This is a genomic window from Polynucleobacter sp. VK25 (genome assembly GCF_018687355.1).
Taxonomy (GTDB): Bacteria; Pseudomonadota; Gammaproteobacteria; order Burkholderiales; family Burkholderiaceae; genus Polynucleobacter.
Map to the genome: position 1 here is coordinate 489,412 of NZ_CP061288.1, position 23,656 is coordinate 513,067.

Annotated in this window: 24 protein-coding genes; 18 read left to right on the top strand and 6 right to left on the bottom strand. The window is 46.3% G+C overall.

Annotation, left to right across the window (positions count from 1 at the left end; genetic code table 11):
* Positions 1-29: 29 nt before the first annotated feature.
* Genes pyrH through AOC21_RS02705 form a run of 14 tightly spaced genes read left to right on the top strand, consistent with a single transcriptional unit; the run spans position 30 to position 13,160 of the window.
* A complete protein-coding gene (gene pyrH, locus AOC21_RS02640; protein ID WP_215392248.1) occupies positions 30-740 on the top strand; it encodes a UMP kinase in 711 nt (236 codons plus the stop codon).
* Between the two features lie 11 nt (positions 741-751).
* Positions 752-1,312 carry a ribosome recycling factor gene (frr, locus tag AOC21_RS02645; protein ID WP_215392249.1) on the top strand — a complete coding sequence of 187 codons (561 nt, stop codon included), beginning with the start codon at positions 752-754 and terminating at the stop codon, positions 1,310-1,312.
* Between the two features lie 25 nt (positions 1,313-1,337).
* Entirely contained in the window at positions 1,338-2,111 is a 774-nt protein-coding gene (uppS, locus tag AOC21_RS02650) for a polyprenyl diphosphate synthase (RefSeq protein ID WP_215392250.1), read from the top strand.
* A 26-nt stretch (positions 2,112-2,137) separates the two neighbouring features.
* Positions 2,138-2,965 (top strand): phosphatidate cytidylyltransferase, encoded by an 828-nt coding sequence (locus AOC21_RS02655; RefSeq protein ID WP_215392251.1) that lies wholly within the window; start codon positions 2,138-2,140, stop codon positions 2,963-2,965.
* Complete coding sequence (gene ispC, locus AOC21_RS02660; RefSeq protein ID WP_215392252.1) at positions 2,965-4,158, top strand: 1-deoxy-D-xylulose-5-phosphate reductoisomerase; 1,194 nt, start codon at positions 2,965-2,967, stop codon at positions 4,156-4,158. Before AOC21_RS02655 ends, ispC begins: the two co-directional genes overlap by 1 nt.
* Positions 4,146-5,279, top strand: a complete 1,134-nt coding sequence (locus tag AOC21_RS02665; protein WP_215392253.1) for an RIP metalloprotease — start codon at positions 4,146-4,148, stop codon at positions 5,277-5,279. Before ispC ends, AOC21_RS02665 begins: the two co-directional genes overlap by 13 nt.
* Before the next feature lie 38 nt (positions 5,280-5,317).
* On the top strand, positions 5,318-7,615 hold the full coding sequence (gene bamA, locus AOC21_RS02670) for an outer membrane protein assembly factor BamA (RefSeq protein WP_371817808.1): 2,298 nt from the start codon (positions 5,318-5,320) through the stop codon (positions 7,613-7,615).
* An 18-nt stretch (positions 7,616-7,633) separates the two neighbouring features.
* A complete protein-coding gene (locus AOC21_RS02675) occupies positions 7,634-8,161 on the top strand; it encodes an OmpH family outer membrane protein (protein WP_215392255.1) in 528 nt (175 codons plus the stop codon).
* Between the two features lie 5 nt (positions 8,162-8,166).
* A complete protein-coding gene (gene lpxD, locus AOC21_RS02680) occupies positions 8,167-9,234 on the top strand; it encodes a UDP-3-O-(3-hydroxymyristoyl)glucosamine N-acyltransferase (RefSeq protein ID WP_215392256.1) in 1,068 nt (355 codons plus the stop codon).
* 45 nt (positions 9,235-9,279) lie between these two features.
* Positions 9,280-9,729 carry a 3-hydroxyacyl-ACP dehydratase FabZ gene (gene fabZ / locus AOC21_RS02685; RefSeq protein WP_215392257.1) on the top strand — a complete coding sequence of 150 codons (450 nt, stop codon included), beginning with the start codon at positions 9,280-9,282 and terminating at the stop codon, positions 9,727-9,729.
* Positions 9,729-10,526 (top strand): acyl-ACP--UDP-N-acetylglucosamine O-acyltransferase, encoded by a 798-nt coding sequence (lpxA, locus tag AOC21_RS02690; RefSeq protein ID WP_215392258.1) that lies wholly within the window; start codon positions 9,729-9,731, stop codon positions 10,524-10,526. Before fabZ ends, lpxA begins: the two co-directional genes overlap by 1 nt.
* Complete coding sequence (gene lpxB, locus AOC21_RS02695; RefSeq protein WP_215392259.1) at positions 10,486-11,742, top strand: lipid-A-disaccharide synthase; 1,257 nt, start codon at positions 10,486-10,488, stop codon at positions 11,740-11,742. The genes lpxA and lpxB overlap by 41 nt, the downstream gene beginning before the upstream one ends.
* Positions 11,739-12,332, top strand: a complete 594-nt coding sequence (gene rnhB, locus AOC21_RS02700; protein WP_215392260.1) for a ribonuclease HII — start codon at positions 11,739-11,741, stop codon at positions 12,330-12,332. The genes lpxB and rnhB overlap by 4 nt, the downstream gene beginning before the upstream one ends.
* 3 nt (positions 12,333-12,335) lie before the next feature.
* Positions 12,336-13,160 (top strand): RNA methyltransferase, encoded by an 825-nt coding sequence (locus tag AOC21_RS02705; protein ID WP_215392261.1) that lies wholly within the window; start codon positions 12,336-12,338, stop codon positions 13,158-13,160.
* 16 nt (positions 13,161-13,176) lie between these two features.
* Here AOC21_RS02705 and AOC21_RS02710 read toward each other — a convergent pair whose 3' ends face one another.
* Complete coding sequence (locus AOC21_RS02710) at positions 13,177-14,004, bottom strand: pyruvate, water dikinase regulatory protein (RefSeq protein WP_215392262.1); 828 nt, start codon at positions 14,002-14,004, stop codon at positions 13,177-13,179.
* Positions 14,005-14,110: 106 nt separating this feature from the next.
* On the opposite strand from AOC21_RS02710, the gene ppsA reads away from it, so the two are divergent.
* Entirely contained in the window at positions 14,111-16,516 is a 2,406-nt protein-coding gene (gene ppsA, locus AOC21_RS02715; RefSeq protein ID WP_251371556.1) for a phosphoenolpyruvate synthase, read from the top strand.
* Between the two features lie 87 nt (positions 16,517-16,603).
* On the opposite strand, the gene AOC21_RS02720 is transcribed toward ppsA, so the two are convergent.
* The 5 genes from AOC21_RS02720 to smpB all read right to left on the bottom strand — a co-directional run bounded on the left by AOC21_RS02720 (position 16,604) and on the right by smpB (position 21,332).
* Positions 16,604-17,470: a peptidase gene (locus AOC21_RS02720; protein WP_215392263.1), complete on the bottom strand. Its 867-nt coding sequence runs from the start codon at positions 17,468-17,470 to the stop codon at positions 16,604-16,606.
* Positions 17,471-17,523: 53 nt separating this feature from the next.
* Complete coding sequence (locus AOC21_RS02725) at positions 17,524-18,321, bottom strand: transglutaminase family protein (RefSeq protein WP_215392264.1); 798 nt, start codon at positions 18,319-18,321, stop codon at positions 17,524-17,526.
* 18 nt (positions 18,322-18,339) lie between these two features.
* A complete protein-coding gene (locus AOC21_RS02730; RefSeq protein WP_215392265.1) occupies positions 18,340-19,317 on the bottom strand; it encodes an alpha-E domain-containing protein in 978 nt (325 codons plus the stop codon).
* Between the two features lie 17 nt (positions 19,318-19,334).
* The gene (locus AOC21_RS02735) at positions 19,335-20,747 is read right to left on the bottom strand and encodes a circularly permuted type 2 ATP-grasp protein (RefSeq protein ID WP_215392733.1); all 1,413 of its coding nucleotides are present in this window, start codon (positions 20,745-20,747) and stop codon (positions 19,335-19,337) included.
* A gap of 132 nt (positions 20,748-20,879) precedes the next feature.
* Positions 20,880-21,332: an SsrA-binding protein SmpB gene (gene smpB / locus AOC21_RS02740; RefSeq protein WP_215392266.1), complete on the bottom strand. Its 453-nt coding sequence runs from the start codon at positions 21,330-21,332 to the stop codon at positions 20,880-20,882.
* 25 nt (positions 21,333-21,357) lie between these two features.
* Here smpB and AOC21_RS02745 point away from each other — a divergent pair, with 25 nt between their 5' ends.
* From AOC21_RS02745 to guaB, 3 genes are read left to right on the top strand one after another with little or no spacing between them, the layout of a single operon-like run.
* Positions 21,358-21,789, top strand: coding sequence for a type II toxin-antitoxin system RatA family toxin (locus tag AOC21_RS02745; RefSeq protein ID WP_215392267.1), 432 nt, complete (start codon positions 21,358-21,360; stop codon positions 21,787-21,789).
* Complete coding sequence (locus tag AOC21_RS02750) at positions 21,782-22,132, top strand: RnfH family protein (RefSeq protein ID WP_215392268.1); 351 nt, start codon at positions 21,782-21,784, stop codon at positions 22,130-22,132. Before AOC21_RS02745 ends, AOC21_RS02750 begins: the two co-directional genes overlap by 8 nt.
* A 26-nt stretch (positions 22,133-22,158) precedes the next feature.
* The gene (guaB, locus tag AOC21_RS02755; protein ID WP_215392269.1) at positions 22,159-23,622 is read left to right on the top strand and encodes an IMP dehydrogenase; all 1,464 of its coding nucleotides are present in this window, start codon (positions 22,159-22,161) and stop codon (positions 23,620-23,622) included.
* Positions 23,623-23,656: the final 34 nt, after the last annotated feature.

Consider the following 23,656-nt stretch of genomic DNA (forward strand, 5'->3'; position numbering starts at 1 on the left):
TACTTGGCAAATTACGGAAAATAAAAAACATGCCAGCCTACAAACGAGTCCTCCTAAAACTATCTGGTGAAGCCCTTATGGGCGATGATGCTTTCGGCATCAATCCAGTCACTATCGATTCCATGGTTAAAGAAATCGCGGATATTGTGAATATCGGAGTGGAGCTAGCGATTGTGATTGGCGGCGGAAATATTTTCCGTGGTGTTGCAGGTGGCGCAGCTGGTATGGATCGCGCAACTGCCGATTACATGGGTATGTTGGCAACCATGATGAATTCCTTAGCGTTGCAAGATGCATTGCGTCAAAAAGGTGTTGAGGCGCGCGTGCAATCTGCGCTACGTATGGACCAAGTTGTTGAGCCTTATATTCGTCCACGTGCAATTCGTGCGATGGGTGAAGGCAAGGTTGTTATTTTTGCTGCTGGCACTGGCAATCCATTCTTCACTACTGACACTGCAGCTGCTCTGCGTGGGGCTGAGATGGGTGTTGAGATCATGCTCAAGGCGACTAAGGTGGATGGCATCTATAGTGCTGATCCAGTAAAAGACCCGTCAGCAACTTTATATAAAACGATTACGTTTGACGAAGCATTAATCAAGAATCTACAAGTTATGGACGCAACTGCATTTGCATTGTGTCGTGATCGCAAATTACCAATCAAAGTATTTTCAATTCTCAAGCCAGGCGCATTGATGCGTGTAGTGCAAGGTGAACCTGAAGGTACTTTGGTTCACGTTTAATAGGAGGCCTGATGTCTGCAACAGAAATTAAAACCAATACCGATCAAAAGATGCAAAAGTCTCTTGAGGCTTTGAAAACCAATTTGGCAAAGATTCGCTCTGGCCGTGCTAACCCAGGAATTTTGGAGCACATTCAGGTGGACTACTACGGTAATCCGACTCCATTAAGTCAGGTTGCTAGCCTAGGTTTAGCGGATGCCCGCACGATTAATGTTCAGCCATTTGAAAAGACCATGGTTGCCGTGATTGAAAAAGCAATTCGTGATTCTGATTTAGGCTTAAACCCAGCATCTCAGGGCACCGTAATTCGCGTGCCAATGCCAGCTTTGACTGAAGAGCGCCGCCGCGACCTCACTAAGGTTGTGAGGAATGAGGGCGAAGAAACGAAGATTGCCGTGCGTAATTTGCGTCGCGACGCGAATGAGCATTTAAAGCGCCTGACTAAGGATAAAGAAATTTCCGAGGATGAAGAGCGTCGTGCTACGGATGAAATTCAGAAGATGACTGATAAAGCAGTGATCGATGTTGATAAGATCGTTTCCGAAAAAGAAAAAGAGATCATGACGGTTTAAGTACCTGATTGATTTTTAGTTTCTGATGACCCAACACTCCAGTTCAACCCTAGCTATCCCAGAGGTCAGTGCTGTACCACGCCATGTGGCGATCATCATGGATGGCAACGGGCGCTGGGCTAGTAAGCGGATGATGCCTCGCGTTGCAGGGCACTCGGAGGGTTTGAGTGCTGTTCGTAAGATTGTTCAAGAATGCCGCAAACTTGGCGTTGAGTACTTAACAGTATTTGCATTTAGCTCTGAGAACTGGCGTCGCCCACCTGAAGAAGTGGGCTTCTTAATGAAACTATTTCTGAAGTCGCTCAAGGGCGAAGTTACACGTTTAGCAGAAAACGATATAGCTTTGCGTTTAATTGGCGACCTAAGTCGCTTTGATTCAGCCATCCAAGAAATGGTTGAATTTTCCGAGAAAAAGACTGCCGGCTGTAAAAGTTTGACATTTACGATTGCCGCCAACTACGGTGGTCGCTGGGATATTTTGCAAGCGATGCGTCAATGTCTTGCTGCCAATCCCAATTTAAAGCCAGAGCAGGTTACTGAGGAATTACTTCAACCTCATCTCTCTATGGCTTACGCTCCAGAGCCGGATTTATTTATTCGTACTGGCGGTGAGCAGCGCGTAAGCAATTTCTTGTTATGGCAATTGGCTTATACCGAGTTGTATTTCACGGACATCTTGTGGCCTGACTTTGATGAAGCAGAATTACATAAAGCGTTTGACTGGTTTAGCCAGCGCGAGCGCCGCTTCGGTCGTACTAGTGCTCAGCTTGCCTCGCAAGCAATGAGCGACGCAGTTTGATGTAGTTCATTACTAAGTACATACCCATGCTAAAAACCCGAGTTATTACTGCCCTTGTTCTATTGGCGGTATTGCTGCCCATACTGTTTTTACTCCCCCAAATTTATATTGGCGCTTTCTTCTTAGTGGCTTTATTGGCTGCAGCTTGGGAGTGGAGTCGCTTGCTTGCACCTGAGGCGGGACGCGCTGCTTGGATCTATGCATTATTTTGCCTAACTATTATTTTGTTTCTAATAGGCATGCAAAATGCCTCATGGCAATTTGCTTTATTACTTTTAGCAGTGATATTTTGGTTTTTTGTGGCGCCATTCATCTTGGCGAAAGGCATGAATCTCTCGCTTGCAAAGCTGCGACCTTTTTATGTGGTGCTGGGTCTCATTATCTTGCCAGCAACTTGGTTCGCATTGGTATTCTTGCGTGAATTGGGCCTTGTCTTTTTGCTCAGCACTATGGCCCTAGTGTGGGTTGCGGATATTGGCGCTTACTTTGTTGGTAAGGCCTTTGGTAAGCACAAGCTTGCAGTGCAAATTAGTCCTGGAAAATCCATTGAGGGCGCCATTGGCGGCTTGTTGCTTTGTTATGTTTACGCATTTGCATGCGTTTACTTTTTATCCTTTGAATCTACTTTGTTTGGCGCTTGGGCAATCCGTTTTGGTTGGATTCCAATGTTCCTAATGGTGACGGTATTAACAGCCTTCAGTATTTTTGGAGACTTATTTGAGTCTCAACTCAAACGCTTGGCGGGAGTAAAAGACTCTAGCCATTTATTGCCGGGTCACGGTGGCGTGCTGGATCGCGTAGATGCCTTAATTCCAGCAATGCCTATCGCAGCCCTGTTGGCAGGATTGGTGTGATGTCAAAGCAGGTTGCTATCCTAGGCTCTACCGGCTCTATTGGTGTCAATACGCTCGATGTCATTCGTGCGCATCCAGACCGTTTTAAGGTCGTTGCGCTTACTGCGGCTAAACAAGTCGATCTCCTTGCTCAGCAATGCGCTGAATTTAAACCAGCAATTGCTGTTGTGGCAGATGCTGATCGGGCGGATCGCTTAAGCAAGCTTTTGCTTGAGAAGAAAATCAATACTCAAGTTTTATATGGACCAGAAGCATTGGTGAGCGCCGTTACTCAATCCTATTGCGATACCGTGATGGCTGCCATCGTCGGCGCGGCAGGACTGGTGCCTGCATTGGCTGCTGCTAAAGCAGGTAAAAGAGTATTGCTTGCGAATAAAGAAGCCTTGGTAATGTCCGGTGATTTATTCATGCAGGCAATGAAAACAGGTGGTGGCGAGTTATTGCCAATTGATAGCGAACACAATGCCATCTTCCAATGTTTACCAAATTCATTTTCAAGAGACTCGGGATCTAGCCTCGGAGTTGAAGAGCTTTGGCTGACAGCTTCAGGTGGTCCATTCAGAAATACGCCACTTGATCAACTTGCTAGCATTACTCCAGAGCAAGCTTGCGCGCATCCTAATTGGGTGATGGGCAGAAAGATTTCTGTAGATTCTGCGACGATGATGAATAAAGGCCTTGAAGTGATTGAGGCGTTTTGGTTATTTGGTTTGCCCTTAGAAAAAATTAAAGTACTCATTCATCCGCAAAGCGTGGTGCATTCGATGGTTCGTTATCGCGATGGTTCGGTATTGGCGCAATTAGGTCAGCCTGATATGCGCACTCCAATTGCTTATGGGTTGGCATGGCCAGAGCGGATTGATGCGGGCGTGGCCCCATTGAGCTTGACCCAGTTGGCGGCCTTGAGTTTTGCTGAACCAGAGTTAGAACGCTTCCCTTGTCTTTCATTAGCGTTTGCTGCCGCTAAGGTAGGCGGTACTGCGCCAACAGTTCTGAATGCTGCCAATGAGATTGCAGTTGCCGCATTCTTAGATGAAGGTTTGCCGTATTTACAGATTCCAGTAGTGGTGGAAAAAGTATTGAACACTATCCCCCCTGTGAATGCGGACTCAATAGAATTAATTCTTGATATTGATCTGCGTGCTCGTCAAGCGGCGCAACTAGTCGTGAGGAATATTCTTTGCAAGCCTTAATTACTCTTGCTGCATTTTTGTTAACTTTGGGAGTGTTGGTCAGCTTTCATGAGTTCGGACATTTTTTAGCGGCTCGTTGCTGTGGTGTTCGAGTACTTCGCTTTGCAATAGGTTTTGGTAAACCTTTGTTTACTTTTCATGCAAAAAATAAAACAGAGTGGGTGTTGGCTTCCATTCCTTTGGGCGGTTACGTCAAGTTACTTGATGGTCGAGATTCACAACAAACTATTTCACCCGCAGACCAATCCCAGGCTTTTGATCGGAAGCCTCTTTGGCAGCGATCCCTGATCGTCGCAGCAGGCCCATTTGCCAATTTTTTTCTAGCGATTATCTTTTTTGCTCTTATCTATGTATCTGGCGCCCCTCAATTGCCGGCGGTTTTGCAGAGCCCTCCTGAAAATTCTGTGGCTGCTAAATTGGGGGTGGGCGAGGGTGATCGGGTCGTTGGCTGGCAGGACTTGGGTAGTCAGGCTGATAGCGTGCCCCTTTTTGGGGATTTTGACCCTGTTCCGAGCTGGAATGCCTTGCGCTGGAGTTTGATGGATGCGCTTACAGGTGAGAACGGATTTGCTCTCGAGCTGCAAAATCCTACTGGTGGGAGCTCTATCAAGACCTTTTACGCCAAGGATTTACCCAAAATCAGCCCGGACAAAGATCCAATGCTTGCTCTTGGTATTCTGCCGGCATTAACACCTTTGGCACAGTGGCAGGACCTGAAATTGGGGCCGGTAGATGCGATCTCTTTTGCGTCCCAAAGAGTCTGGGTGATTACCAAGGTTTCTGCCCGGCTAATGGCTGGATTGTTTACCGGAAACACCTCTTTAAAACAGTTGGGCGGACCACTCAGTATTGCGGACATGGCGGGTAAGACAGCGCAGGTAGGTTGGCAGCCATTTTTAGCGTTTTTAGCTCTTATGAGTATTAGCATTGGTTTGCTGAATTTGCTCCCTTTTCCGATGCTTGATGGGGGTCAGCTACTGTATGATGCATGGGAGTTAGTTGCTGGTAAGCGTATTTCGACTTCAATGCAAGAGCAGCTTCAAAAAATGGGCTTTATCTTGCTGATTTCTATGTCATTACTAGCCTTGTTTAACGATTTACAACGCTATATTTCGCCTTGAATTCTCTGACACATTCTTTCCGTATTTTTGCTCGCTGCATTGCCCAAATCTTGGTGTTTTCTGCGCTAGGGTTGAGCTTGAATGCTTCTGCAGCCGATTCTTTTGTAGTGAAAGATATCCGCGTTGAAGGTTTGCAGCGCGTAGAGCCGGGTACCGTGTTCAGCTATTTGCCAGTCCAGGTGGGGGATACCTTTACGGAAGAAAAAGGTGCCGAGGCAATTAAAGTTCTCTACAGCACTGGCTTCTTTAGAGATGTGCAGATTCAGGCTCAGGGCAATGTTCTGATTGTGATTGTTGAGGAGCGTCCGACAATTTCTCGAATTGAATTTACGGGAATGAAAGAGTTTGATACCGAGATCGTGCGCAAGTCTTTGAAAACAGTTGGCGTGGCAGAAGCGCGTTTCTACGATAAAGCCCTGATCGATAAAGCCGAGCAAGAATTAAAGCGTCAATATGTTGGTAAGGGCATGTATGCCGCAGAAGTGGTTGCAACAGTAACCCCTGTTGAGCGCAATCAAGTGGCTGTTTACTTCAATATTGATGAAGGTCCTATTGCCAAGATTCAAGAAATTAGCTTTATTGGCAACGAAGTGTTTAGTGAGAGCACGCTCAAAAGTGAGATGCAACTGAAAACGGGTGGTTGGTTGTCTTGGTATAGCAAGGATAATCTTTACTCCAAGCAAAAATTAACCGCTGACTTGGAAACCATTCGTTCGTATTACCTAAATCGTGGTTACCTTGAGTTTGTGATTGAGTCCACTCAGGTATCTATTACTCCAGATAAAAAAGGTATCTTCCTTACCATCAGTATTCGCGAGGGTAAAAAGTTCACTGTCAAAGATGTGCGCTTGGCTGGTGAAACCTTGGGCAAAGAAGCTGAGTTAATGCAGTTAATTGTTTTAAAGCCTGGAGATACTTTCTCATCAGCCAAATTAACAGACAGCACTAAAGCCATTGCGGAGATCTTGGGTTCTTATGGTTATGCCTTTGCAACCATCAATCCGCAGCCAGATATTCGTCGTGAAGTAGCGGAGGTTGACCTTACCTTAGTGGTTGATCCGGGACGCCGAATTTATGTTCGTCAGGTGGCTATTTCTGGCAACGCCAAAACTCGCGATATGGTTATTCGCCGTGAGATGCGTCAGTTTGAGAGCTCATGGTTTGATAGTGACAAGATTGATTTATCCAAAAAGCGCTTGGGGCGTCTGGGCTACTTTACGGAAACCGATATTTCATCAGAGGATGTACCGGGCTCCCCTGATCAGGTTGACGTCAATGTCAAGGTTACCGAGAAACCAACAGGAGCCGTTACTCTTGGTGCGGGCTTCTCTTCAACCGAGAAATTGATCTTATCTGCAGGCATTAATCAAGATAATGCGTTTGGTACTGGTACGGCGATTGGTCTTAATGCATCTCTCGGTAAGATTACTCAAAACTTAACGCTGTCAAATTACGACCCGTACTTTACAGAAGATGGTATTAGTCGCTATACAGATTTGTACTATCGTTCAAGCAAGCCTTTGTACTACGCTGGTGATCCTGATTACCAAATTAAGTCTGTCGGTTCCAATATCAAGTTTGGTGTTCCATACACTGAGGTTGACCGCGTTTTCTTTGGAACGGGTATTGAGGTTTTCAGTATTTATGCCACCACTAATACACCGATCCCATACCAACAATATGTGACTAGTTATGGTGGAACCGTACCTGGTCGTCTACAGACTTATAACGTTCCTATAACAGTAGGTTGGTCACGTGATGGTCGTGACAGCACATTAATTCCGTCTGATGGTTCATTGCAGCAATTGTCTGCTGAAGTAGGTACTCCGGTTGGAGATCTTACTTTTTATCGTTTATATGGCCAGTATCAGAAGTACCACTCGTTCTCAAAGGGCAATATCCTGTCCTTTAATGGTGAAGTTGGTTATGGCGAGGCCTATGGCAATAAGCCATTCCCGATTACTAAAAACTACTTTGTAGGCGGTATTGGTTCTGTTCGTGGTTATGCTCCTGGATCTTTGGGGCCTCAGTACTTTAACTCGCTTGTTGGCGCCTACCAACCAACGGGTGGACAGTCTAAGATTGTTACAAACGTGGAATATACCTTCCCGGTTCCTGGTTCGGGCGTTGATAAAACCCTGCGCCTATTTACCTTCGTGGACGGTGGTAATGCCTTCGGCGAAAACATCAATTTAGTTCTGAAATACTCCTATGGAATGGGTTTATCATGGATATCACCACTAGGACCATTGAAATTCAGCTACGGTATTCCGTATAAATCGTCACCAACGGATAACATCCAGCGTTTACAGTTCCAAGTGGGTACAGCGTTTTAATTGTTTAAGGAAAGTTTTATGAAGCTTTATAAATCTTCAAAATGGATTCAAGTGGGTTTGATTGCTGCTGCAACAGTTTTAGCGGCCCCTCAAGCGTTTGCTCAAGATGCAGGAGCAAGAATTGGTTCTGTCAATGTTGACAAGCTGTTCAATGAGTCCAATCTCGCCAAACAAAGCCAAGCCAGAATTGAAAAAGACTTTTCTAAGCGTCAAAATGATATTAGAGAGTCAGCAGGAAAAATTAAAGCTGCAGCTGAAAAATTAGAGCGTGATGCTCCCGTGATAAACGAGGCGGAGCGTGTGCGTCGTCAACGCGAGTTGGCTGAGCAAGACAGAGAATTACAGCGCAAGCAGCGTGAATTTACCGAAGACCTAAACCAAAGAAATTTTGAAGATCGCGCTAAGATTGCTGAGAAAGCGAATATCGCTTTGAAGCAGGTTGCTGAGCAAAAAAAATTAGACATCATCGTTCAGGACCCTCCTTATGCGAATCCTAAGATTGATGTTACGGATGACATCATCAAGGCTTTAAATAGCCAGAAGTAAGCTTTATGCCAACCGCCATTGAGCTGGCCGAACAATTTCAATCAAGCTTAGTGGGAGAGGCTTCCCATGGATTTACTGGTCTCGCTCCTTTGGAGCGAGCACAGTCAAATCAAATATCCTTCCTTTCTAATCCCCTTTACAGACAGCAGGCTAGTGATAGTGCTGCTGGCGCATTGATTGTTAGCCAATCTGATCTAGAGTTTTTGCAAGCCAATCCCAGTGCAAATTCGGCAAAGCGGGTGTACTTTGTTTCTAAAAATCCTTACGCAACTTTTGCCAGAATGGCTCAGCACTTTGCTAAAGCAAGTAGCCCTGACTATCCATCTGGAATTCATCCAAGTGCAGTAATTGACGCCACTGCAATCGTGCCAGCTTCATGCCACATCGGGCCATTTGTGCAAATTGGTGCTGGCGTCAAATTGGGTGAGCGTGTTTCTATTTTGGGTAACTCAAGTGTTGCTAGAGATAGTGTTATAGCAAGTGACACCTTGATCTATCCGTCTGTTTCGATCTATTACAACACTCAAATTGGTGAGCGCTGCATTATTCATAGTGGTGTAGTGATTGGTGCGGATGGCTTTGGTTTTGCCCCCGACTTTTCTGCCACAGGCGGGGAATGGGTCAAGATTCCACAAACCGGTCGCGTAGTGATTGGTAATGATGTTGAAATTGGTGCCTCGACTACGATTGATCGTGGTGCAATGAGCGATACGGTGATTGGCGCTGGAACCAAGATTGATAATCAGGTGCAAATTGCCCATAACGTGATTGTTGGTAGCTGCTGTGTCATTGCTGGTTGCGCAGCAATCTCTGGAAGTACCAAGATTGGTAACTTCTGCATCATCGGTGGCGCGGCAAACTTTGCAGGCCATCTCACCATTGCCGATAGAACAACAGTTTCTGGTAATACCTCCATTATTCGCTCTATTACAGAGCCAGGCCAGCATTTCACGGGCGTGTATCCATCAATGCTTCACAGTGCCTGGGAGAAGAACGCTGCTATTTTGCGGGGCCTAGATAAAATACGTCAGCGCTTGCGCTTATTGGATAAAAACAAAACCACAGAGTCATAAGATTCTGTAATCTAAAACAAATATTCACTTTTCAGTAGGTTATTTATGAGCACACCAATCGCAATCGATATCAATAAGATTCTGAAATTGCTACCGCATCGCTACCCATTTTTGTTGGTCGATCGTGTCTTAGAAATTACGCCGCGCGAAAGTATTACTGCATTAAAAAATGTCACTATGAATGAGCCATTCTTTCAGGGCCATTTCCCAGATTTTCCGGTAATGCCTGGTGTATTGATTATTGAGGCATTGGCCCAGACTGCTGCGTTGCTCACTTTCTCTGAAGAGCGCGCAGAAGATGCAATTTATTACTTTGCTGGTATTGATGGCGCACGTTTTAAAAAGCCTGTATTACCTGGGGACCAACTCATCATGACTGCCACATTAGAGCGTGGTCGTGCTGGTATTTACAAGTTTGCCGTTAAGGCAACCGTGGATGGCGAGATTGCTGCAGAGGCAAACATCACCTGTGCGGTACGTACGAAAGGCGCGTAATGACTCGGATTCATGCATCTGCCGTAGTTGATAGCAAAGCTGAGCTGGCAAGCGATGTTGAGGTAGGCCCCTATTCCGTCATTGGCCCCAACGTCAAGATTGGTGCTGGCACTAAAGTAGGCTCCCATACGGTGATCGAGGGTTACACGACTATTGGTAAAGAAAATACCTTTGCCCACTTTGCAGCCATTGGTGGCCCCCCACAGGATATGAAGTACCGTGGTGAACCTACTCAATTAATTATTGGCGATCGCAACACTGTTCGTGAGTTCACGACGATTCATACGGGCACTTCACAGGATGAGGGTATTACCCGCATCGGGAACGACAATTGGATCATGGCCTACGTTCATATTGCTCACGACTGTCAGGTTGGCAATCACACAATCTTCTCAAGCAATGCGCAAATTGCTGGGCACGTGCAAGTAGATGACTGGGCCATTATGGGCGGCATGTCAGGCGTGCATCAGTTTGTTCGTATTGGTCAGCATGCGATGCTGGGTGGCGCTTCTGCGCTAGTGCAAGATATCCCGCCATTCGTGATTGCTGCTGGAGACAAGGCTTCTCCTCATGGTATTAACGTTGAGGGCTTAAAGCGTCGTGGTTTCTCAAGCGAGACAATTTCTGCTTTGCGTCAAGCCTATAAGGTGCTCTATAAAGATGGCCTAAGCTTTGAAGAAGCCAAGGTAGAGCTTCAGAAGATGGTAGTTGCATCTGCAGCCGATGCCGCTACTGCTGAAAAGCTAGCTCAGTTCCATGATTTCATTGCCGCCTCTACGCGCGGCATTATTCGGTAACGGAATTACTTTGCCAAAGTTAGCTTGTGTAGCTGGCGAGCCTTCTGGTGATCTGTTGGCGGCACCAGTTCTGAGTGCGTTAAATCAAATACCAGATATGTCTGGTCTAGAGGTATACGGCATTGGTGGCCCCCGCATGCAGGCCGAAGGTATGCGCTCCGATTGGCCTATGGAAACTTTAAGTGTCCGCGGTTATGTAGAGGCAATCAAACAACTTCCGGCTATTCTCAAGTTGCGTAAAGAGCTTATTCAAAATCTCCTCAATGAAGATCGCCCAGACGTCTTCTTGGGAATTGATGCGCCTGACTTTAATTTAGGCGTTGAGTTGGAGTTACGTAAGGCAGGCATACCAACCTTGCATTTTGTATCCCCATCGATCTGGGCTTGGCGAGCAGGGCGCATCAAGAAGATTTCTCAAGCAGTAGAGCGCATGCTCTGTATCTTCCCCTTTGAGACAGAGATCTACGGCAAGGCTGGTGTGGCATCGACTTATGTAGGGCACCCCTTGGCTAGTGAGATTTCACTTGAGCCCAATACCCATCAAGCAAGAGAAAAATTAAGTCAGCAACTCAACATTCCTGCGACATCCTTGGATGGGCTGGTAATAGCTGTCCTGCCCGGAAGCCGTGGTTCCGAGATTGAGCTCATAGCCCCAGTCTTTTTTGAAACGATGCAGCTATTGAGCAATAGGCTAAAAGGTCAAAAGCTTCACTTCTTTATTCCGGTGGCTACTCCAAGGTTGCGCGAGCCTCTTGAGCGGCTTTTGCTCAATGCAAAAAATAGCAATTCAGATATTCAGATTCATTTACTAGATGGTATGGCAGATGAAGTATTGGAGGCATCCGATGTAGTGTTGATCGCCAGCGGCACGGCCACTCTACAGGCAGCTCTATGGAAAAAGCCGATGGTGATTTCTTATAAGGTGCCTTGGCTAACTGCGCAGATTATGAAGCGTCAGGGTTACTTGCCATATGTAGGTTTGCCAAATATTCTCTGCGGTGAGTTTGTTGTTCCCGAGCTTCTACAAAATGATGCGACTCCTGAGAATCTAGCCAATGCCGTGCAAGATTGGATAGAACATCCAGCTAAAGTTGCCAAGCTCAAAGAACGTTTTGCACAAATGCACGAAACCCTGCGTCGTCCTACCGGCTTATTGGTTGCGCAAGCAGTAGCTCAAACGATTGCCAATCAACGCAAGAACAAAACAAGCGTATGAGTCTCATTTGGATCTGTGGTGTAGATGAAGCAGGGCGTGGCCCATTGGTTGGAGCGGTCGTTGCTGGTGCCGTAGTGCTCGATCCCAATAATCCGATTGAGGGTCTCAAGGATTCCAAGAAATTAACTGCTATTCGTCGTGAATATCTCTATGAGCAAATCATGGAAAAAGCCAAGGCCTGGGGAGTAGGTGAAGCCAGTCCAGCTGAGATTGATGACATCAATATTTTGCAAGCCACAATGTTAGCAATGCGCCGTGCAATTGAAGATCTGGCCACTCGCTTAGGCAATTGGCCAGATAAAGCATTGATCGATGGCAATCGTTGCCCAGAGTTGCCAATCTCTGCAGAAGCAATCGTGAAGGGTGACTCTAAAGAGCCTGCAATTTCAGCGGCATCGATCATTGCTAAAGTCACGCGTGATCGCCAGATGCAACTCTTGCATGAGCGTCATCCAGAATATGGTTTTGCACAACATATGGGCTATCCGACTGAAGCCCATTTTGCAGCCTTAAAACAATACGGCGCATGCGATCAACATAGAAGAAGTTTTTCGCCGGTGCGCAAAGTCCTAGAAAACCAAAACCACTAAGCCATGAACTTTGATCTCATCACCTCCAAAGAGAATCCCCTGTTTAAAGAGATTCGTAACCTACAGGCTACGGGATCTAAAGGGCAGAAGGCTAGATTAGCAAGTGGCCAAGCCTTACTAGAAGGTATTCATCTAGTACAAACCTGGGTGGGTGATCCAGCATTAAAGACTCTGCTCACATCAGAAATTGGTTTACAGAATACAGAAATCTCTCAAGCCGTTTATGAGCATCTCGAGATTTGTCCAGACACCAAAGCATTTCAATTGGATAGTGCTCTATGGGATCTTCTCTCTGATTTAGTTAATGCGCCACATATTGCTGGCTTACTGGATTTACCAAAATCTACTATAGCTACACCACAATCCATTGCAACACTAGAAGGTGATGTGGTGATATTGGATCGTGTGCAGGATGCGGGTAATGTGGGTTCTATCTTGCGCACTGCAGCTGCTGCTGGATTTACTCAGGTGATTGCTTTATCGGGATGCGCCCATTTATGGTCAACAAAAGTGTTGCGTGCAGGTATGGGCGCTCACAAGCTTTTAGATTTATACGAAGGTTGGTCCAATCAACAGGTGTTGAGCGCAGTCACCGCGCAGCTATTGGCAACCACAGCAGATGCAGAGCAAGATCTTTACTCTCTAAAAAAAGAGCTACTGCATCCTGTTGCTTGGGTAATGGGTAGTGAAGGGCAGGGCGTATCAGATGATTTGCTTGCTCAAGCTAAAGGGGTTTCTATTCCGATTGATCCAAGAGTGGAATCGTTAAATGTCTCTACTGCGGCAGCAGTATGTCTATTTGAGACTATGCGCGTAAGGCGTGCTTAAGTCTCTGGTTTAAAACTTACCCTAGTATTGTTTTATCCGACTTAATTGCCTGCAGCACCGTGGTAGCAATTTCTTCAATGGACTTGCTGGTGGTGAGTACCCAAGGAATGGATTGTTTTTTCATCATCGCTGTTGCTTCGTTGATTTCATAACGACAGTTTTCAAGCTTGGCATAGTTACTACCAGGTCTGCGCTCATTACGAATCTCTGACAAGCGTTCAGCATCAATCATGAGACCAAAGATCTTCTGGCGATAAGGCACTAAGTCCTTAGGAAGTTGTCCTCGTTCAAAGTCTTCCGGAATGAGTGGGTAGTTCGCTGCCTTGAGTCCATATTGCATCGCTAGATAAAGACTGGTCGGTGTTTTGCCCACTCGGGAGATGCCAATGAGGATTACATCGGCTTCGGCCAAGTTTTGATTCGATTGACCATCGTCGTGGGCTAAAGAATAGTTAATTGCCTCAATACGGTTCTTATAGGCCTCGGTATCGGCATTGTGGTGGAGGCGGTTCATGGCATGGGTCGATTTCATGCTCAAAGCTGCCTCTAAAGGTGCTACGAAAGTCTGGAACATATCCAGGATTAGGCCGTTTGCCTTCCCGACAATGGCGTTAAGCTCAGAATTCACCAAAGTGGTGAAAACGATCGGCTGTACCCCGTATTTATTAGCTGCCTGGTTAATGCTGCTAACGGCGTCATGGGCCTTATCGACGCTATCCACAAAAGGCACCCGAATATGCTTAAAAGTGGCCTCAAATTGGGCCAAAATTGACTGACTGAAGTTCTCGGCGGTAATGCCGGTGCCGTCAGAGACAATAAAAACAATGCGGGTTTCGTTGGACATGGATTTGGCTTAAAAGTCAGGGTCAGCACTACAATAGAATCATATTAAAGCATGCCCCGATTAGGGTGGCCGCTACACCAGTTTCCTTATCCTTAGAGAGTATTTTATGTCCAACCAACAGCAACAAAATAGCAGTATGGCTGATGCCTATGTTTTGCCTTTTGAGCAGCTTCGCATGACTGATGTCGAATCCGTCGGCGGTAAGAACGCTTCATTAGGGGAGATGATTTCTCAGTTAGCTTCTACTGGGGTTCGTGTTCCAACGGGTTTTGCAACCACTGCATTGGCCTTCCGTGATTTTCTGAAACACAACAATCTGACTGAGCGCATTCAACAGCGTTTAGAAGGTTTGAATATCGATGATGTGCGTGCCTTAGCGCAAGCGGGTGCAGAAATTCGCAACTGGATTGAAACGGCACCTTTTCAGCCAAAATTGGATGAAGAGATTCGTAAAGCATTTGCGGTTTTGGATGATTCTGGTAAAGGCTCATTTGCTGTGCGTTCTTCTGCCACCGCTGAAGACTTGCCTGATGCCTCTTTTGCTGGTCAGCAAGAGACTTTCTTGAACGTCGAAGGCATTGATGATGTTCTGAAGAAGATTCGTGAAGTATTTGCCTCGCTGTATAACGACCGCGCCATTTCTTACCGCGTTCACAAGGGCTTTGCCCATGCTGAAGTAGCCTTATCTGCTGGTATTCAGCGGATGGTGCGTTCTGACTTAGGTGCTGCTGGCGTGATGTTTACCTTGGATACCGAGTCTGGTTTTGAGGATGTGGTGTTCATTACCTCAAGCTATGGTTTGGGTGAAACAGTGGTGCAGGGTGCAGTGAATCCAGATGAGTTTTATGTATTCAAAACTACGTTAGCCCAGGATAAGAAGGCAATCATTCGCCGCTCCTTGGGTTCTAAGTTAATTCAGATGCAATTTGCTCCTAAGGGCTCTGCAGAAAAAGTCCAGACAGTAGATGTATCTCCAGAAAAGCGGAATCGTTTCTCTTTGGAAGATGCAGATATCACTGAGTTGGCTAAGTACGCAGTGATTATTGAGAAACACTACGGTCGTCCAATGGACATCGAGTGGGGTAAAGATGGTCAAGATGGTCGCATCTACATTCTCCAGGCGCGTCCTGAGACTGTAAAGAGTCAGGCAGCTGGCCAAGTAGAAATGCGCTACAAGCTCAAAGGCAGCTCTAAGGTATTAGCAAAAGGTCGCGCAATCGGTCAAAAGATCGGTGCAGGCCCTGTGCGCATTATTCGTGACCCAAGCGAGATGGATCGTGTACAGCCAGGCGACGTATTGGTTGCTGACATGACTGATCCAAACTGGGAACCAGTGATGAAGCGTGCTTCCGCGATTGTTACTAATCGTGGCGGCCGCACTTGCCACGCCGCCATTATTGCTCGTGAGCTAGGCGTGCCAGCAGTCGTTGGTTGCGGCGATGCGACTGAGCATTTGCAAGACGGCATGATGGTTACGGTATCTTGTGCCGAAGGTGATGAAGGTCATATCTATGACGGCTTAATCGAAACTGAAGTCACTGAGGTATCTCGCGGTGTATTGCCTGAGATTCCAGTGAAGATCACCATGAATATTGGTAATCCTCAGTTGGCGTTTGATTTCTGCCAAATCCCCAATGCAGGTGTTGGCTTGGCTCGTCTCGAGTTCATTATCAATAACTACATTGGCGTGCATCCACGTGCCGTATTGGAATATCCAAACATTGATCCCGATCTCAAGCGTGCTGTAGAGAGTGTTGCCCGTGGCTACGCTAGTCCACGTCAGTTCTACGAAGACAAGTTGGTTGAAGGTGTGGCAACTATTGCAGCTGCTTTCTATCCAAAGCCAGTGATTGTTCGTTTATCAGACTTCAAATCCAATGAATATAAGAAATTGATTGGTGGATCACGTTACGAGCCGGATGAAGAAAATCCAATGTTAGGTTTCCGTGGCGCATCCCGTTATGTATCTGAAGATTTCGGTGAGGCGTTTGCCCTCGAGTGCGCGGCAATGAAGCGTGTGCGTGAAGACATGGGCTTGGATAACGTTGAGATCATGGTTCCATTCGTGCGCACCATTAATCAGGCTAAGCGCGTCATTGATATGATGGAGAAGTTTGGCCTCAAGCGTGGCGTTAATGGCTTGCGTCTCATTATGATGTGCGAGATTCCTTCTAATGCAATCTTGGCGGATCAGTTCCTTGAGTACTTTGATGGCTTCTCTATCGGCTCAAACGATATGACCCAGTTAACGCTTGGTCTAGATCGCGACTCCGGCATGGAATTGTTGGCAATTGACTTTGATGAACGTGATCCAGCGGTGGAGTTCATGATTGCTCGTTCAATTGATGCTTGCCGTAAGCAAAACAAGTATGTCGGTATTTGCGGACAGGGTCCATCAGACCATCCAGACTTTGCCCGTTGGCTAGTTGAGAAAGGGATTACTTCTATCTCATTGAATCCAGATAGCGTTGTTGCTACTTGGGAGATGCTAGGTAAGAACTTAAAAGCTTAATCAACATCGCAAGCACCAAAGCAAAAGGCCTAGATTCTTCTAGGCCTTTTTGTTTATGGATGCACCCAACGCACGTTTGCTGGAGACTTACTTTTTCTTAGTAACCACCTTCTTCATTGCAACTTTCTTTGCAGGAGCTGCCTTCGGTGCTCTTCCTTTTGATGGGGGATGATTGATCGGAACAATACCCATTTTTTTAGCGGGAGTGGAAATGTCCCGCGATTTATTCGCACCACTCCAACTTGGTTCCGCGATGGAGTTAAATGCCTCACGTAGCTTCTCGCCCCACGCTTGATGAATCATTGCGAAATAAGGGTTTGCATCATCTAGAGTAACTAGCTTAGTGGCTTTCAGAGAATTTTTTTCATAAACCAGCATGTCTAGAGGCAACCCAACAGAAATATTACTTTTCAGAGTGGAGTCCATGGAGATGAGGGCACACTTGGTTGCCAGGTTCAGTGGCGTGTTGAAATTCAGCACGCGGTCCAAGATTGGCTTTCCATACTTGGATTCACCAATCTGGAAGTAACAGGTCTCCGGGGTGGCTTCAATAAAGTTTCCTGCCGAGTAAACATTGAATAAGCGAGGTTTTTCACCTTTCACTTGGCCACCAAAAATCATATTGCAATTAAATTCGAGCCCAGCCTTTTCAAGGGCTACATGATCGCGTTCATAAACTTGTTTGATCGCATCACCCACAACGACCACAGCTTCGTAAGAATTTTTAGCTGTCCAAAGGTTCTTGCCTTTAACGAGCTGTCCTTGAAGCAGAATTTCTTTAACGGACTGAGTAATAGCGAGATTGCCGGCACTCATTAATGTAAAGAAGCGATCCTTGTTTTGAAACAAGGTCATTTTTCTAAAGGTGCCTATTTGGTCTACGCCAGCATTAGTGCGCGTATCTGATAAAAATACAAGACCATCGTTAAGGCAAAGCCCAATGCAATACGTCATACCTAAACCCTCTTCATTATTTCTTGAGATTATCTCTTAAAAGACAGGCAGATCTAAGTAAGCTGTTGGATAGAGATATTGGCGCTGAGCTCTTCACCGCCGCCACCGGTACGAACACCCTTAACAGGGGCGGCAGAGTAGTAGTCGCGTCCAATAGCTAGCCTGATATGGCGTGAATCGATCAAGCAAGCGTGGGTGATATCTACGCTAATCCAGATCCCTTTTTCGATGTCACTACAAAAGTCGATCCAGGCATGGCTAGCTAAATTAGGCGATTCTTCGGCAAAGAAATATCCGCTGACATATCGAGCTGGGATTCCAGAGGCACGGCATAGGCTCAGCATAATGTGGGCATGATCTTGGCAAACACCCGATTTCATAGCAAATGATTGGGCTGCAGTGGTAGCAAAGTTAGTCTGTCCAGGGGTGTACACAATTAAACCCTGAACTGCTTCAGCGAGTTTAAGTACTTGATCAACCGAATTTTTCTTGGGAATACTATAGGAAAAATATTTCAACATTTCCTCGGTTGGCTCTGTCAAATTGGTTTGTTGTAACAGGTAATAAGGTGATACTGCTTTGGCATCGTCGATGAATTCAAATGCATCTTGGGTATGCACTTCGCCTTCAGCCTCAATCATCATTGAGGTGTAGGGACTCTCTTGCACAAATACGCTGCAGGCATTTCCAAAAGTATCGATAGAGTTGGATGCCTTAATTGGAGTGCTAATCTTCCACCTATCTACCTGTTGACCTGCAATAGTTGGTGGAGTCAAACGTAATTCTTGAATGGAGTAGCGCACTGGTGTTTCATAGCGATATTCAGTGCGGTGACGAATCTTTAGGTGCATATATTCTTTTATAAAGTCTTAAGCAACCGCAAGTGGGATGAGGTATGCATTACTAAACTCATCGGCTACGTGATTGATGCGCTCTAAGAAGGCTTCAATAAACTCTTCTAGGCCTTGCTCAAATACCTCATCAATATCGGAGTAGTCTAGGCTTGCTTTAAGTTTGCCGAGTAAGCGCTCAATTTCTTTTGATTGTTGATTCTTTACCTCGGAGATGAGGGGGATTAGTTCGTTGACGCAGCAAACTAAGGAGCGCGGCATTTGTTTATTGAAGATCAAGAGCTGAGCTACCTGCTTAGGGGTTACTTGATCTGAGTAGATTTGGCGATAGATCTCAAATGCTGAGACTGAGCGCAGTAAAGCTGCCCAGTGATAGAAGTCAAAGAAGTTCCCATCTGAGCCTTCGTCAGAACCCTTGGCGGGGTTCAACACTTTGATTGCGGCCTGATCTTCATATTTGTTTTCAAGAATACGTGCAGTGTTATCGGCGCGCTCAAGCAGCGTTCCTACGCTAATAAAATAAAAGGCTTCGTTCTTGAGCATCGTGCCATAGAGAACGCCTCTAAATAGATGGCAGCGGTGCTTTACCCATTCCAGCAGGCGACTCGGATCAGCTTGATGCCTTGCCTCCAGGATGCGCTGCAGTTCCAACCAGGTAGTATTTTGAGTTTCCCAAACCTCGGAGGTTATCTTGCCGCGGATGACGCGAGCATTTTCGCGTGCAGCAAATAAACAGGAGACGATGCTGGAGGGATTGCTGGTTTCATAAATCATGAAATCCAATACATTCTCGCGGTTAACCACATCATATTTACTGAGAAAGGCTTCTTCTAGTTTAGAAATCGTCAGTAATTTTTTCCAACTTTGCTCTAAAAACTCAGCAGGCTGCGGAAGAAGGGAGGTTTGATGATTTACATCGAGCATGCGGGCGGTATTCTCTGCACGCTCGGTATAACGGGCCATCCAGTAAAGACAATCAGCGGTACGACTTAGCATGTGTTTCCTTATTTCCCTTACTTTTCCAGCACCCAGGTGTCTTTAGTTCCGCCGCCTTGGGAGGAATTCACTACTAAAGAGCCTTCTTTGAGTGCAACCCTAGTCAATCCACCGGGAACCATCTTGATGGTTTTTCCTGAGAGGACAAAGGGTCTTAAATCAATATGTCTTGGCGCAACGCCTGACTCTACAAAAGTAGGACAGGTAGATAGCGCTAAAGTAGGTTGAGCAATATATTTATCTGGATTAGCAATGAGATGGGTTCTAAATTCTTCAATCTCTGCTTTGGTGGATGCGGGACCAACCAACATACCGTAGCCGCCAGCACCATGTGTCAGTTTGACTACTAGTTTATCTAGGTTTGCTAGGGTATAGGCTAAGTCATCCGTCTTGCGACATTGGAATGTGGGTACGTTATTGAGGATCGGTTTCTCGCCTAGATAAAACTCAATCATCTCGGGAACATACGGATAAATAGATTTGTCATCAGCAATGCCTGTGCCAATTGCATTGGCTAATGTCACATTACCAGCACGATGGGCTGACAATAAACCAGCAACTCCCAGCGTGGAATCTGAGCGGAACGCTAATGGGTCTAAGAAATCATCATCGACACGACGGTAGATCACGTCTACTCGCTCAGGGCCTTGAGTGGTGCGCATAAAGACTTGTTCGTTCTTAACAAATAAGTCCTTGCCTTCTACAAGCTCAACACCCATCTGCTGTGCAAGATAGCTGTGCTCGAAGTACGCCGAGTTGTACATACCTGGTGTCAATACAACCACATTGGGTTTTTTAACGTCATCCGGCTTAACGGACTTTAGGCATTCCAATAAAAGATCTGGGTAATGCTCTACAGGGGCGATGCGATATTTTTGGAAGAGATCGGGAAAGAGTCGCATCATCATCTTGCGGTCTTCAACCATGTAAGACACACCAGAAGGAACGCGCAAATTATCTTCTAATACGTAGAACTCACCTTCGCCAGCGCGTACGATATCGATACCGGCAATTTGCGCATAGATGTCACGCGGCACGCTGACGTTACGCATCTCAGGACGATACTGTGCGTTGTTGTAAATCTGTTCAGCCGGAACAATGCCTGCTTTAATAATTTCTTCGTCGTGATATACGTCATAGATAAAGCGATTTAGTGCCTTTACGCGCTGACGCAATCCAGCTTCAAGTTGTTCCCATTCTTTGGCAGTAAAAATGCGAGGCACTTGATCGAAAGGGATGGTTCTTTCAGAGCCTAGATCATCACCATAGACGGCAAAGGTAATGCCCACTCGTCTGAAGATCAGATCGGCTTCGGCGCGCTTGAGACCCATGAGGGTGTCACTCTGCTGCTTCAGCCAATTGTGAAAAATTTCGTAGTGGGGGCGCGCTTTGCCTGAGGCGTCGAGCATTTCATCAAAAGGCAATTTCATAGTTACTAAACTAATGCCTTTATAAAAGCTGGAATGAATGATTTGTAGCGGCTTGGTGCTAAATTGCACCATAAAAGTGCATAAATGCTCAGATATTCGCCCTGAGGGCAGTCTACCCTAGTATTTCGCTGATTAGGCGTTTAGATCGCCTCTAGCAATACGTCCTTTTTGGACTTCCCACTCACGTTCTTTGGTTGCGGCGCGTTTGTCATGTTGCTTTTTGCCTCTAGCCAGGCCAATCTCACATTTGACATTGCCTTTGGAGAAATGCAGGTTGAGAGGAACTAGGGTGTAGCCCTTTTGCTCTACCTTGCCAATGAGTTTGCGAATTTCAATGGCGTTCAGAAGGAGCTTTCTGGTGCGCGTGTTATCTGGCAGGATATGGGTAGAGGCTGAGAGTAGCGGGGTGATATGGCAGCCAATCAAAAATAGCTCCGCCTTGCGAATGACGACATACGCTTCTTTAATGTGCACGCGACCTGCGCGGATGGCTTTTACTTCCCAGCCTTCCAGTACAAGCCCTGCCTCAAAACGTTCCTCGACAAAATAATCGAAGAAGGCTTTTTTGTTATCGACGATACTCATATTTATTTAGCTCTCAAGAACGATTATGGCAGACGTCTACAAGACCGTTTTAATTGGCCAATCAGCCGACCGCATGTACGGTTTGGTGACTGATGTTGCCCGCTATCCCGAGTTCCTGCCTTGGTGTGGCGGGGTAGAAATTTTTGAGCAGACCGAGACCGTGCTCGACGCCAAAATCAACATCAATTTCAAGGGCATTACCCAGTATTTCCACACGCGAAATGTCAATCATCGCCCTGAAACCATTGATATGGTGTTTGTAGACGGCCCGTTTAAGCATTTTTCTGGGCAGTGGAACTTTATCCCCTTGCGGGAGGATGCTTGTAAGGTGGAATTTAAGCTTCACTGGGAGTTTAAGAGCGTCATCCTCGACAAGATCATTGGCCCAGTTTTTGGCCACATTGCAGGTACATTCGTCGATTGCTTTGTAAGGCGTGCCGAGGACCTCTATGGCTGAGCGCTCGCTAGACCTGATTCTCTGTGATGCCAGGCAGGGGGAGCCAGAACTAAGGCCATTCAAACTCATTTTGGGCTCTGAAGAGACTGCAACAGTTGGCTTAGCCCTGATGCGGGCTGGTATCGCCTTTGGTCAAGAAGACCCTGTTTTAGCCAGAAAAGGCTGCTTTGGGGTCTTTGGCAAGCGCAAGGATTGGGATAGCCCGATTTATGCTGGAGACCGCTTAGAGCTTTATTCACCGCTATTAATTGACCCTAAGACGGTTAGACGCAAGAAGGCTAATCAGAACCAGGATGCCAAATTCCAGGCTGCCGCAGCTAAAAGAAAGGCTAGGAGGCTATAATCTGTTTTTGCGACTAGGGGTTTTGCATGCGACTCATTCAAAAAGCACTCACTTTTGACGATGTGCTCCTCGTACCGGCATATTCATCGGTACTCCCTCGAGATGCCAGCTTGGCAAGTAAGTTAACTCGAGAAATTTCACTCAATACACCATTGGTGTCCGCTGCGATGGATACCGTTACCGAAGGTCGATTAGCAATTGCTATGGCCAGCGAAGGTGGCATTGGCATCATTCATAAAAACTTAAAACCTGCTGAGCAAGCGCGCGAAGTGGCCAAAGTGAAGCGTTATGAATCCGGTGTACTGCGTGATCCGATCACGATTGGTCCGGACGTGACCTTACGTCAAGTGATTCAGCTTTCTCGTGAACATGGCTTCTCCGGCTTCCCTGTTTTGGTTGGTAAAGAAGTTGTCGGCATTATTACCAATCGTGATTTGCGTTTCGAAGAAGACTTAGATGCGCCAGTAAAAACCAAAATGACTCCACGTGAGCGATTGATTACTGTGAAAGAAGGTTGCTCCTTAGATGAAGCAAAGCGCTTGATGAGTCAGCATCGTTTAGAGCGTGTTCTCGTTGTGAACGACAAGTTTGAATTGCGGGGCTTAATTACAGTTAAGGATATTCTGAAGGCCACTGAGCATCCGAATGCTTGTAAAGATGGCGAAGGCAAGCTACGAGTGGGCGCGGCGGTAGGCGTCGGTCCTGATAACGATGAGCGTATTGAGCTGTTAGTGCGCGCTGGTGTTGATGTCATCGTAGTAGATACCGCACACGGCCATAGCCAAGGTGTATTAGATCGTGTGAAGTGGGTTAAGAAGACCTACCCACACGTGCAAGTGATTGGCGGCAATATTGCTACTGGTGATGCTGCTAAGGCATTAGCTGATCATGGTGCCGATGGCGTGAAAGTAGGTATTGGCCCAGGTTCTATTTGTACTACGCGTATTGTTGCTGGTGTTGGTGTTCCACAAATCACGGCGATTGTGAATGTGGCGACCGCACTTAAAGGAACTGGTATTCCATTGATTGCTGATGGCGGCGTACGTTACTCTGGTGACGTTGCAAAAGCATTGGCTGCAGGTGCAAGCTCTGTGATGATGGGCGGCATGTTTGCTGGAACTGAAGAGGCTCCGGGCGAAGTGTTCCTCTATCAAGGTCGTTCATATAAGAGTTATCGCGGTATGGGTTCTTTGGGCGCAATGGCAGATGGTTCTGCTGATCGTTATTTCCAAAGCGACATCGTTGCGAATGCAGAAAAATTGGTGCCAGAGGGTATTGAAGGTCAAGTGCCGTACAAAGGCAGCGTTTTAGCAATCTTGCATCAGCTCACTGGCGGTATTCGTTCCTCAATGGGTTACCTAGGTTGCAAAACTATTGATGAGCTCCATGAAAAAGCTAACTTTGTTGAGATCACTTCAGCTGGTGTGCGTGAATCCCACGTTCATGATGTGAAGATCACCAAAGAAGCACCTAATTACCATATTGATTAACAACTATAAAAAGCTGAAATAAAGGCTGATCTTT

What these genes read in the sequence shown, in the direction of transcription:
- pyrH (WP_215392248.1), top strand. Translation starts at nt 30, where the DNA reads ATGCCAGCCTACAAACGAGTCCTCCTAAAACTATCTGGTGAAGCCCTT.
- AOC21_RS02750 (WP_215392268.1), top strand. Translation starts at nt 21,782, where the DNA reads ATGGCTGAGCGCTCGCTAGACCTGATTCTCTGTGATGCCAGGCAGGGG.
- frr (WP_215392249.1), top strand. Translation starts at nt 752, where the DNA reads ATGTCTGCAACAGAAATTAAAACCAATACCGATCAAAAGATGCAAAAG.
- AOC21_RS02720 (WP_215392263.1), bottom strand. Translation starts at nt 17,470, where the DNA reads ATGACGTATTGCATTGGGCTTTGCCTTAACGATGGTCTTGTATTTTTA.
- lpxA (WP_215392258.1), top strand. Translation starts at nt 9,729, where the DNA reads ATGACTCGGATTCATGCATCTGCCGTAGTTGATAGCAAAGCTGAGCTG.
- AOC21_RS02735 (WP_215392733.1), bottom strand. Translation starts at nt 20,747, where the DNA reads ATGAAATTGCCTTTTGATGAAATGCTCGACGCCTCAGGCAAAGCGCGC.
- AOC21_RS02710 (WP_215392262.1), bottom strand. Translation starts at nt 14,004, where the DNA reads ATGTCCAACGAAACCCGCATTGTTTTTATTGTCTCTGACGGCACCGGC.
- AOC21_RS02725 (WP_215392264.1), bottom strand. Translation starts at nt 18,321, where the DNA reads ATGCACCTAAAGATTCGTCACCGCACTGAATATCGCTATGAAACACCA.
- AOC21_RS02730 (WP_215392265.1), bottom strand. Translation starts at nt 19,317, where the DNA reads ATGCTAAGTCGTACCGCTGATTGTCTTTACTGGATGGCCCGTTATACC.
- AOC21_RS02745 (WP_215392267.1), top strand. Translation starts at nt 21,358, where the DNA reads ATGGCAGACGTCTACAAGACCGTTTTAATTGGCCAATCAGCCGACCGC.
- rnhB (WP_215392260.1), top strand. Translation starts at nt 11,739, where the DNA reads ATGAGTCTCATTTGGATCTGTGGTGTAGATGAAGCAGGGCGTGGCCCA.
- ispC (WP_215392252.1), top strand. Translation starts at nt 2,965, where the DNA reads ATGTCAAAGCAGGTTGCTATCCTAGGCTCTACCGGCTCTATTGGTGTC.
- uppS (WP_215392250.1), top strand. Translation starts at nt 1,338, where the DNA reads ATGACCCAACACTCCAGTTCAACCCTAGCTATCCCAGAGGTCAGTGCT.
- lpxD (WP_215392256.1), top strand. Translation starts at nt 8,167, where the DNA reads ATGCCAACCGCCATTGAGCTGGCCGAACAATTTCAATCAAGCTTAGTG.
- lpxB (WP_215392259.1), top strand. Translation starts at nt 10,486, where the DNA reads ATGATTTCATTGCCGCCTCTACGCGCGGCATTATTCGGTAACGGAATT.
- AOC21_RS02675 (WP_215392255.1), top strand. Translation starts at nt 7,634, where the DNA reads ATGAAGCTTTATAAATCTTCAAAATGGATTCAAGTGGGTTTGATTGCT.
- guaB (WP_215392269.1), top strand. Translation starts at nt 22,159, where the DNA reads ATGCGACTCATTCAAAAAGCACTCACTTTTGACGATGTGCTCCTCGTA.
- AOC21_RS02705 (WP_215392261.1), top strand. Translation starts at nt 12,336, where the DNA reads ATGAACTTTGATCTCATCACCTCCAAAGAGAATCCCCTGTTTAAAGAG.
- smpB (WP_215392266.1), bottom strand. Translation starts at nt 21,332, where the DNA reads ATGAGTATCGTCGATAACAAAAAAGCCTTCTTCGATTATTTTGTCGAG.
- fabZ (WP_215392257.1), top strand. Translation starts at nt 9,280, where the DNA reads ATGAGCACACCAATCGCAATCGATATCAATAAGATTCTGAAATTGCTA.
- AOC21_RS02655 (WP_215392251.1), top strand. Translation starts at nt 2,138, where the DNA reads ATGCTAAAAACCCGAGTTATTACTGCCCTTGTTCTATTGGCGGTATTG.
- ppsA (WP_251371556.1), top strand. Translation starts at nt 14,111, where the DNA reads ATGTCCAACCAACAGCAACAAAATAGCAGTATGGCTGATGCCTATGTT.